Origin of the sequence: Flavobacterium sp., from assembly GCF_020217025.1 — a bacterium.
GTDB lineage: Bacteria > Bacteroidota > Bacteroidia > Flavobacteriales > Flavobacteriaceae > Flavobacterium.
In genome coordinates, this window is sequence record NZ_JAIWOF010000099.1 from 1 (window position 1) to 10,000 (window position 10,000).

Here is a 10,000-nt window from a genome sequence, read left to right on the forward strand (position 1 = left end):
TGATTTGAAATAATTGCAATATAAAAGTCACTAAAACCACCTAATTTCAGGTGGTTTTTTTATTTTATTGCTTTAAATTTTGATGGAAAAATCTTCCATAATTTTTATCTATCACAATATCTAAAAATATAATAAATATCATGTTTTTTTGTTGTTTCTATTTGTAATTTCGCACTCAGAAAAATAACAATAATTTTAAATACAAAATCATGGCATTAGTTGGAAAAAAATTCCCAAACATTACAGTAGACGCGATCTCTTTTATGGGAGATAATTTAAGAATCAACGTTTTAGAAGAAGCGGCTAACAACAAGAAAAAAGTAATCTTATTTTGGTATCCAAAAGATTTTACTTTCGTATGCCCAACAGAATTACACGCTTTTCAAGCTGCTTTACAAGAATTTGAAAAAAGAAACACAATGGTAATTGGTGCTTCATGTGATACAAACGAAGTACACTTTGCTTGGTTAAATACGGCTAAAGATAACGGTGGAATCGAAGGAGTAACTTACCCACTTTTAGCTGATACAACAAGAAATTTAGCTGCTGCTTTAGATATTTTAGATGCAGAATGGGTTTACAACGAAGATTTAAATGACGAAATCTTAGAAGGTTCAAACGTTACTTTCAGAGCTACTTATTTAATTGACGAAGATGGAAAAGTATTCCATGAAAGCGTTAACGATATGCCATTAGGAAGAAACGTAAACGAGTACTTAAGATTAATCGATGCTTACACTCACGTTCAAACTAAAGGTGAAGTTTGTCCTGCTAACTGGGAAGAAGGAAAAGATGCAATGAACGCTGATAGAAAATCTACAGCTGCTTATTTAGCTTCTCACTAAAATAATATGTCAATAATCAATGTGTCAATTAGACAATAATTGGCACATTGATATATTGTCTAATTGAAAACTAAAAAAAATGTTTACAGAAATAGAACAAGATAATTTAGCGGAAATTGTTGCATCAAACGAAACAGTTGTAGTGCAATATTCAGCATCATGGTGTGGAAATTGCCGCATTATGAAACCAAAATTCAAAATGATGGCTTCTCAAAACGAAGCAGTTCCTTTTGTAATGGTGGATGCCGAAAAATTTCCAGAATCAAGAAAATTAGCAAAAGTGGATAATTTACCTACGTTTGCTACTTTCAAAAATGGTGTTTTAGTAAATCAAACACAAACTAATAAAGCTGAAGTTTTAGCGGAATTAGTAAATGAAGTAGTTTAATTATGAAATTACCCGTTATAAAACAGTTAACTCAATTTATTGAAGATAACGATCAAGATTATTTAGTAGAAACTATAGAAGTTTTAGAAAATCTTTGTGAAGTTTCATCGCTAAAAGACGAAGAATTAGATGTAATTGCTGAGTTAATATCTAATATGTATGGAGCCTTAGAGGTGAATCAAGCCATCAAAAATGGCGCTGATAAAAAAACCGCTTTAAACGATTTTATGAAGCGTGTTTTAGGTTCGATAGACAAATAATACTATTTTAAAATAATGAATATATTAAGCTTTATGTGAAAAACATAGAGCTTTTTTCATTTAAACAAACAAATAAAACAAAAATTATATGCATTCATAGTAATTTAACAATTTATTTATATATTGCGCATTATTAAATCAAAAATAATGTGTATGAATAAAATTACTTTGTTTGCATCATTTGCCTTAATGTTTATATCCTCGATCGTTTTTTCTCAAAATGAGCGAATCGAATTCAAACCAAGGTCTGCAGATTTTGAATATTTTGAGTACAGAAACGATAGTATTTTCTCTTTAAAAACTCCTATTCAAAACACAACAAGTAGAGTTTTTGAAAGCAAACTACCCTACCCTATTATTTTTATACACGGATTAAATTCAAGTTCAGAAACTTGGAATACATCAACTGATTATTATGACACCCAATATGGTTTTACTTTTGGTGGTCGTTTTGATTTTTGTTTAAATGCTGACAACAATAACACTACAACAAATAAAAATTTCTACCCAACAGCTGGAGCTGATATTGCTGCATTTGAATCTTTAGTACAAAATGGTGATTATTATTATGTAAACTTCAACGTAAACCCAAATGGAGCTGTGGGAACAACAGTACTCAGTAACCAATCGGCAATTGCTAAACAAGGTACTGCGGTAAGAGTTGCTGTTCAAAGAGTTATGGAAGTAACAGGTAAAGATAAAGTAATTTTAGTAGGACATAGTATGGGGGGATTAGCTTCAAGAGAATATATCCAAAATTCCTATAATTGGCAATCGGATAACCAACATCACGTAGCCAAACTATTGACTCTTGGAACTCCTCATGGAGGAAGTAACGCTAGTGACAATCCAATTGCTTTTTTTACAAGTGTTAGTCCTCAATCTGAAGCTATTAGAGATTTAAAAACTACCTATTATTACAGTGGTGAAGGTAGTCATTTCTTATTTGGAGGTTTAGAAGTACAGAATAGTGCTAGCATGAACGATAATTCAAATTCTCCAGATTTTTTCAATTCTGACATAAATTGCAATGGTATTTTAGGGGAAAACATACAAGGTTTAAACCAAAAACCAATTGATAATCTTATTGATTTTTCATGTGTTATTGGAAGAATTACCAATGCTTTCGGAAGTAATGTTACCACAGACGGAGTTGTTCCTGAACCATCTTCAAATATGAATACTTATCTAACCGGATTAACTTATCCTGCCAAATTATTCTATTTTAATTCTGGTTATGACTTAATTGAAAATCATACAGAATTACCAGGCTATCCATACCAAATGATGCAAGGTTTAGACGAACCAAATTTCAAAGAATTAGCTTATGGAATCCAAACAAATAAAAACTACATAGGCTACACAACGGTTCAAAACCCAACAGGTGCAGACAATGATTATTTTAAATTTACAGTAACTGATAATGTAAATGCGATAGTAAATGTAAGTAGTATTGTAACTTCAGCTATGAACGGTACAATTTTAAATTCGGCAGGAACAGCTGTTGGAGCATCCCAAAATAATAGTGGTGCTACAATTAGTTTTACAAGAACGCTTGCACCCGGAGATTACTATTTAAAACTTACAAGCACAAATCCAACTAATACCAATTATACAACACCTTACCAATTCAACATTACCACTACTTTAAGTGCCGATGATACTAGTTTTGAATCATTTGTTTTTTATCCTAATCCTGTAAAAGATATTTTGAATTTAGAAAATATAACTTTATCAAAAGCAACCGTTTATAGTGTATTAGGACAATTAATAGAAACTAAAACTTTTGAAAACGCAACTTCTAACACATTAGATTTGTCTAGTTTAGAAAGCGGAATCTACTTAATTGTATTAGAAAACGATTCCCTACAGAAAACGATAAAAGTGATTAAAGAATAATACAAAAAACGCTCTGTTTAAGAGCGTTTTTTTATTTAAAATATTTCTTCTTTAACCAGAAAGCTACATTCACTAAAATTATCAAAGCGGGAACTTCTACTAAAGGGCCAATCACACCAGCAAAGGCTTGTCCGCTATTAATTCCAAATACCCCGATAGATACTGCTATTGCTAATTCAAAATTGTTTCCTGAAGCGGTAAACGATAATGCAACTGTGTCTCTATAATCAGCTCCAATTTTCTTAGCTACAAAAAACATCAAGAAAAACATAATTACGAAGAAAATGACTAATGGAATTGCAATTCTTACCACATCCATTGGTAAATCAACAATCATTTCGCCTTTTAAACTAAACATAACTACAATGGTAAAAAGTAGCGCTATCAAAGTAATTGGAGAAACAAACGGAATGAATTTCTGATTGAAAAACTTATCGCCCAAATACTTTTTGATTGCATAACGGCTAATCACAGCCAATGCAAACGGAATTCCTAAATAAATTCCAACCGTTTTAGCGATTTCGGCAATCGTGATATTTAATTCTAAACCTTTGATTCCGAATAAAGGCAACATGATTTCCAAATAGAAATAGGCATACAAACTGAAAAAAAACACCTGTAACAAACTGTTTATTCCAATTAAACCTGCTGTTAATTCACGGTTTCCTTCTGCTAATTCATTCCAAACGATTACCATTGCAATACAAGGCGCAATTCCTATGATAATTAATCCCATCATGTATTCTGGATAATCTTTCAGGAAAAAAGTCGCTAATAAAAACATCAGAAACGGCCCTACAATCCAAGTGATGAAAAACGAAGCGGATAATAACTTTGGTTTTTCAAACATTTGAGGCACTTTAGAAAAATCGATTTTGGTTAATGGTGGATACATCATTAAAATCAAACCAATTGCCAACGGAACATTTGTAGTTCCTGATGAAAAGGAATTGATAAAATTAGCTGAATTGGGAATGAAATAGCCTATTCCTACTCCAATTAACATCGCTAAGAAAATCCAAAGCGTTAAATAGCGGTCTAAAAATCCTAATCTTTTTTTCATTTATACAATTTTTAAATAAATATTAATGTAATACAGTCCTGTTATGATGAAAGTTAACGCGGCAATAATTCGCATTACTTTTTCAATTTTAGTAATGGTTTTGAAATAATTTCCTAGTTTTTCCATGCTAAAAGCAATCACAAAAGCGAAGAAAATTACGGGTAATCCTGTTCCAATTGAGAAAACTACAGGTAATAATAACCCTTCACTCGATGCTAATGTCATTGGAATCAACATCGCAAAAAACAAAGCTCCGCTATACGGACAAAATGCCATGGCAAACAAAGCTCCTAATAAAAATGAACCTAACAACCCTTTGGTTTTGAAGGTTTCTGATAGTTTTTCTGTTAAATTAAATCCTTTTATAAAATTCAACTTGATTACATCTAACATGATTAATCCTATGATTATCAAAACATAACCAATATATTTTTCACCATTTCCTTGAAACAACTTTGCCACTTGAAATTTGCTTGCTCCAAAATAAATCAACGCTCCAATAAAGGTGTACGAAAACATTCTCCCTAAAGTATAAAGCAATCCACTTAAAACTACTTTTCTCTTGTTATTTATGGTTTTTGCAATAAAAGCTGTCGCCGTTATGTTCGTTGCCAACGGACACGGAGCTATTGCAGTCAATAAACCTAGGGCAAAAGCGGCAAGAACTGGAAACTCTTTATTTTCGGCGAAAGTTTGTATGAAATCCATAGATTATTTGAATTCGGAAATTTCCTTTTGAAGTTCGGTTTTAAACTTTTCGCCTTCATTTTTGGCATACATAAAAGCCATTTCAGTTAGATCTTTAATCGTTTTCGTTTTCGAATTATATAAGTATAAAGACGTTCCTGTAGCCTCAAATTGTTCGGCAACTTTGGCGTTTTTTTCGTCGTCAACATTATACAAAACAAAAGAAATTGCATCATTTCCTTTGATAGTTTCTTTGCTTAATTTTTCAATGTTATTGCAGGTTACACAACGATGTTCGGTATGAAATTGAATTAACTGAACTTCAGTAGTTTTTGAATTTTCAACAATTGGTTTTACATCTTCTTTTACTTCGTTTTTGCACGAAAAAAAGGTTGTAAATACCGCAAACACTATGATAATTTTTGTTTTCATCTTTATAAAATTAAATTAAATACATAACCCGAAATTATGATGCAAGTTGCCACTACTCCAAAGAAAATAGCTATTAATTTCCAAGTCATCACTTTTTTAAGCATTGTAGCTTCAGGAATGGATAAGCCTACAACTGCCATCATGAAGGCAATTGCTGTTCCTATAGGAATTCCTTTTTGAACAAATACTTGAATTATTGGTAAAACACCAGCTGCATTGCTATACATGGGTACTCCGAGTATTACAGCAATAGGAACTGCAAACGGATTCTCTTTACTAATATAGGCTTCAAAAAATCCTGTTGGAATAAATCCGTGCATCATGGCTCCTATTCCTATTCCGATGATAATGTACCAAAAAACACCTTTAATTATTAAAAATGCTTCTCTAAAAATAGAAGGTAAACGTTTTGAAAAAGTCAGTTTTTCTTCTTGTAAATCACTTTCCTTTTCGGCATTTGCTAAAACTCCTTGCACCCATGGCGATAAATGTTTTTCTAACTTTAGTTTTCCTAAAATATATCCGCCAATCATACCTAGTAAAATTCCACTAGAAACATAAATTAAGGTTGCTTTTAAACCAAACATACCGATAAACATTGCAATTGCAACTTCATTTACCAAAGGCGATGTTATTAAAAATGCAAAGGTTACTCCAAGTGGAATTCCTCCTTTCACAAAACCAATGAATAACGGAACCGAACTACAAGAACAAAATGGCGTAATGGCTCCAAACGTAGAGGCAAACAAATATTCTAAGCCAAATAATTTATTTCGAGAAAGATAGTTTCTTATTTTATCTACTGGGAAATAAGAATTAACAACACCCATAACCGTTGTAATAATAAACAATAAGATTAAAATCTTTATCGTATCATATACAAAAAAGTTGAGTGCATCGCCCAATTTTGTGCCTTGAGCAATGTTAAAAACCGAGTAAATCAGCCAATCAGAAAGGTTTTGTAGCCAGTCGAACATCTTATGAAAGTGCTTCTAAAATTTCTGATTCAGATGGAACTTTTCCTTTTATTTTGACAACCTCATCTACTACAACTGCTGGGGTTGACAATATATTATATTCCATAATTTGCTGAATATCTTCTACTTTTTCAACCGTTGCATCGATGTTATTTTTTGCAATTGCATCTCTAACTGCTTGTTCGGTGGCTTTGCATTTAGCACAACCTGTTCCTAAAATTTTAATTGTTCTCATGATATTATTTTTTAATTTGTGAGAATACATAATACATTTCAGAAGCTATCTGCAAACTTCTTTCTGCATATTTTTCGTTCATTACATCCGTTCCGTCAAATGCTTTTGGATCGTCGTATTTGATTGGGAATCTCGCTTCTGCACCAAAAACCATTGGACAACCTTCATCAGCATTATTGCAGGTCATGATAGCGCCAAAGTTAGTCTTCGGATTAAAATCATTGAAATACGTTTTTGAAAAACAGATTATAGGATGTTGATTATCATCAAACTTCACCACATAAACGGGATTTTGTTCTTCGCTTAACTTCTGAATTTGAAATCCTTGATTCACTAATGTTTCTACTACTCTTGGAAACATCGCTGTAGCTTCCGTTCCGCCAGAATAGCAAAATACATTCTTTATTCCGAATTGAAATGCCATCGTTTGTGCCCAAATTTGGGATAAATGACTTCTTCTAGAATTGTGCGTGCAAATGAAATTCAATCGAATTTCTTCGTTAGCATTGACTTTATTTTGAATGTAATCTACTAAATGATTCAACACTTGTTTTCTTTCGTTTGAAACTGCAATTTCTTCAATTGACTTGATAGTTTTTGATAAATTTTCTAACATAGTTATCCGATTGACTGGTGATAAGTAATTAGTGATTAGCTTTTTAAAATTAACAACAACCTGAATCGGGTGTACAACAAGAAGTTTGTTTGGGTTTCCACTCGCCTATTTTAACTTTCATCTTTTCTGGAGGAATTCCACAATTGTCTTTTGCTAAGCAATCCGTAAGTTTTGTCGTTAGTAAGAAATTTGTTCCATCAAAATCCAAATTAAATTTCCCAATGGTTTCCTTCATTTGGTATTCGACTTCGATCTCTAAATCAGGTAAGTCTAAGGTTTTTTCTGAAAGTTCTATGATGTGAATTAACTTCTCTGGATGCAATCTGTGGTCGTAATCATTGGCTTCCCAAAGTTGAAAGTTGATTACTTCTTCTGTGCGAACAGTTCCACCGCAATCGATGAAATGTTTGGATACTTTTCCTACTTCCGTAACATGGAAATGACTTGGTACTAAATCGCCATTAGGCAATTGAAAAGCTATTTGAGAAAGCTGTTTTAATTCGGATTTGATTTCTGATAATCTCATAGTTGTGTTTTATAAATTGTTTTCAAAAGTTCTCGATACAATTTTTAAAAGCAAAAATTAGCATTTTCTCTTTTAAAAATCACTCGAAGTGACGTTGCTTCACTTAGCAACATTTGTTTTTTAACTTATGACGAATCACACCAAAGTGATTTTCAATTTTATCAATGGTATCTGGATTGATACAATAACAGATTGCGGTTCCCTCGATAGTCCCTTTGATGATGTTGGCGTTTTTTAATTCTTTTAAGTGTTGTGAAATTGTAGGTTGCGCTAATGGCAATTCGTTTACAATATCACCACAAATACAAGTATCAACGGTTAACAAATAGTCAACAATTGCAATTCGAGCTGGATGAGACAAGGCTTTAAACAACGTTGCCATTTCGTTTTGTTCCACTGAAAAGGATTCTGATTTAGATGCTCCCATGGTTTTTTAAATTATTATATTGCAATATTACGATAAACAAATATAATATGCAATAAAAAATCCCGAAATTTCTTTCGGGATTAATTTTATAACACTTCGACAAGCCTTATATGACAAAATTATTATACTTTCAAAAACTTGGTCACTGTACTTCCTTTGTCTGTATTTATTTTAATAAAATATGTTCCTGTTTCTAAATTTGAAACATCAATTGTTTTAGTAGTATCTATAATTGCTAAAACAACTTGTCCTAATACATTATAAATTTCTACAGATTGTACTTCTAAATTATTTTTTGATTGAATATTTAAAACTTCTCTTACAGGATTTGGATAAAACACAAACTCATTTTCAAATGTAAAATCTTGATTGCTCAACGCCTGAATGGTTGTTGTATACGTATTGGTTGTAATTGGAAAATTATAATCGAAATAAATATTCGCATTGTTGCTAAATGTATTTCCAACTACCAACGTAGGCTTTGTTTTAATTTTAAACGCTACGTAACCATCATTTGTAGCATCATTGTAGTCTAAATTTATATTTTCAAAAATAAACTCCACTTTATTATCATTGATTCTTGTGTAGTAATCATGACTTCCTTTTAAAGGAACTAAGGTTGATATTTCAAATTTAGTCAAATCTATCATATCTTTAACAACAATGTTTTGTGCGACTGCTGTACCAGTATTTTCAAATCGGATTACATAATGCACATACTCACCTATCATACTTGGCGCCACAATTTCACCTTGCAAACATGTTTTATCATTTGGATCATAAGAACCTACAACTGTTTGGTTTAGTTCGAATATATTATCTGAAGGAGTATCATCAGTATTTGAAATATTAATAGAAGCTGTATAGTTTAACACATCACCATTATTTACAACAGGAGATTCCATAGGAGAGTTTACATTAAAAATGATTGTAATTTCCCTAATATCAAATGGTTGTAAATTCGTGTAATTCCAAGTAAAACTATTGGTTGCAGAACTATCATAAACAGGATTTGATAAAACATAGTCTAAAACTGTATCATCAAAAGTTAAAGAAACAGAACCATTTTCAATTTGGTTTCCTTTGTTTTTAAATACAATTTTATACTCAGCATCAAAACCTGGGCGCGCAGGAGTTGTTGGCATAACCATAACTTCAACATCAGATTTTACACCATTAGCTGTTACACAAAAATCTTGATTAAAAGGGGTTGCTTGTGTTGGGAAATTCACAGAAATACTTGTTGGAGATATATTAAAATAACTTGGGTTTTCTAAAATTGGTGTTAGTGTATAAATTCCAGCACTAACACTCACATTATAATTCCCTGTTTGGTTTGCAATCATTGAGTGTGAAGTAGATCCATTTGTAATACTTAAATTTAAATTTGGAAAGTTTAAGTCAGAAATTTCACAACCATTTGAATTAAAATCATATTTTGTTTTACCATTAACATAATAATAATCTTCTCCAATAAGTTTTATTAAACCATTAGTAGGAAACCCATCATAAAAACTTTCTTCACCAACTTGTTTATTATAAAGTAAAACTTCACCAGTATCTAATAATTTAATTCTCGAATTATATGAAATATCTCTTTGACTTACAGTATAATCAATAGAACCACCACTATTTAATCTTATTA

The 10,000-nt window shown here is 31.6% G+C and carries 13 protein-coding genes; 4 read left to right on the plus strand and 9 right to left on the minus strand.

Translation table 11 applies throughout. The features are described from left to right. Nucleotides 1-209 precede the first annotated feature (209 nt). The 4 genes from LDL23_RS04770 (at nucleotide 210) to LDL23_RS04785 (ending at nucleotide 3,392) form a co-directional block, all read left to right on the plus strand. On the plus strand, nucleotides 210-845 hold the full coding sequence (locus tag LDL23_RS04770) for a peroxiredoxin (protein ID WP_291106967.1): 636 nt from the start codon (nucleotides 210-212) through the stop codon (nucleotides 843-845). A gap of 79 nt (nucleotides 846-924) precedes the next feature. Then, on the plus strand, nucleotides 925-1,233 hold the full coding sequence (locus tag LDL23_RS04775) for a thioredoxin family protein (RefSeq protein ID WP_291106965.1): 309 nt from the start codon (nucleotides 925-927) through the stop codon (nucleotides 1,231-1,233). A gap of 2 nt (nucleotides 1,234-1,235) precedes the next feature. After that, nucleotides 1,236-1,493 (plus strand): hypothetical protein, encoded by a 258-nt coding sequence (locus LDL23_RS04780; RefSeq protein WP_291106963.1) that lies wholly within the window; start codon nucleotides 1,236-1,238, stop codon nucleotides 1,491-1,493. A 153-nt stretch (nucleotides 1,494-1,646) separates the two neighbouring features. Further along, on the plus strand, nucleotides 1,647-3,392 hold the full coding sequence (locus LDL23_RS04785) for an alpha/beta fold hydrolase (protein ID WP_291264690.1): 1,746 nt from the start codon (nucleotides 1,647-1,649) through the stop codon (nucleotides 3,390-3,392). Between the two features lie 31 nt (nucleotides 3,393-3,423). Here LDL23_RS04785 and arsB read toward each other — a convergent pair whose 3' ends face one another. From arsB to LDL23_RS04830, 9 genes are all read right to left on the minus strand, one after another. Further along, nucleotides 3,424-4,455 (minus strand): ACR3 family arsenite efflux transporter, encoded by a 1,032-nt coding sequence (arsB, locus tag LDL23_RS04790; protein WP_291106958.1) that lies wholly within the window; start codon nucleotides 4,453-4,455, stop codon nucleotides 3,424-3,426. Beyond that, entirely contained in the window at nucleotides 4,456-5,163 is a 708-nt protein-coding gene (locus tag LDL23_RS04795) for an aromatic aminobenezylarsenical efflux permease ArsG family transporter (RefSeq protein WP_291264691.1), read from the minus strand. It lies immediately after the preceding gene. Nucleotides 5,164-5,166: 3 nt separating this feature from the next. Further along, on the minus strand, nucleotides 5,167-5,574 hold the full coding sequence (locus LDL23_RS04800) for a nitrophenyl compound nitroreductase subunit ArsF family protein (protein WP_291106954.1): 408 nt from the start codon (nucleotides 5,572-5,574) through the stop codon (nucleotides 5,167-5,169). 2 nt (nucleotides 5,575-5,576) lie between these two features. Beyond that, nucleotides 5,577-6,551, minus strand: coding sequence for a permease (locus LDL23_RS04805; protein ID WP_291264692.1), 975 nt, complete (start codon nucleotides 6,549-6,551; stop codon nucleotides 5,577-5,579). Between the two features lies 1 nt (nucleotide 6,552). Continuing rightward, entirely contained in the window at nucleotides 6,553-6,786 is a 234-nt protein-coding gene (locus LDL23_RS04810; protein WP_291106950.1) for a thioredoxin family protein, read from the minus strand. A 4-nt stretch (nucleotides 6,787-6,790) separates the two neighbouring features. After that, nucleotides 6,791-7,402, minus strand: coding sequence for a protein-tyrosine-phosphatase (locus tag LDL23_RS04815; RefSeq protein WP_291264693.1), 612 nt, complete (start codon nucleotides 7,400-7,402; stop codon nucleotides 6,791-6,793). Nucleotides 7,403-7,451: 49 nt separating this feature from the next. After that, a complete protein-coding gene (locus LDL23_RS04820; RefSeq protein ID WP_291264694.1) occupies nucleotides 7,452-7,928 on the minus strand; it encodes a DUF6428 family protein in 477 nt (158 codons plus the stop codon). Nucleotides 7,929-8,031: 103 nt separating this feature from the next. Further along, the gene (locus tag LDL23_RS04825; RefSeq protein WP_291264695.1) at nucleotides 8,032-8,355 is read right to left on the minus strand and encodes a metalloregulator ArsR/SmtB family transcription factor; all 324 of its coding nucleotides are present in this window, start codon (nucleotides 8,353-8,355) and stop codon (nucleotides 8,032-8,034) included. Nucleotides 8,356-8,477: 122 nt separating this feature from the next. Beyond that, nucleotides 8,478-10,000 (minus strand): T9SS type A sorting domain-containing protein (locus LDL23_RS04830; RefSeq protein ID WP_291264696.1); only part of this gene is annotated, 1,523 nt, incomplete at its 5' end.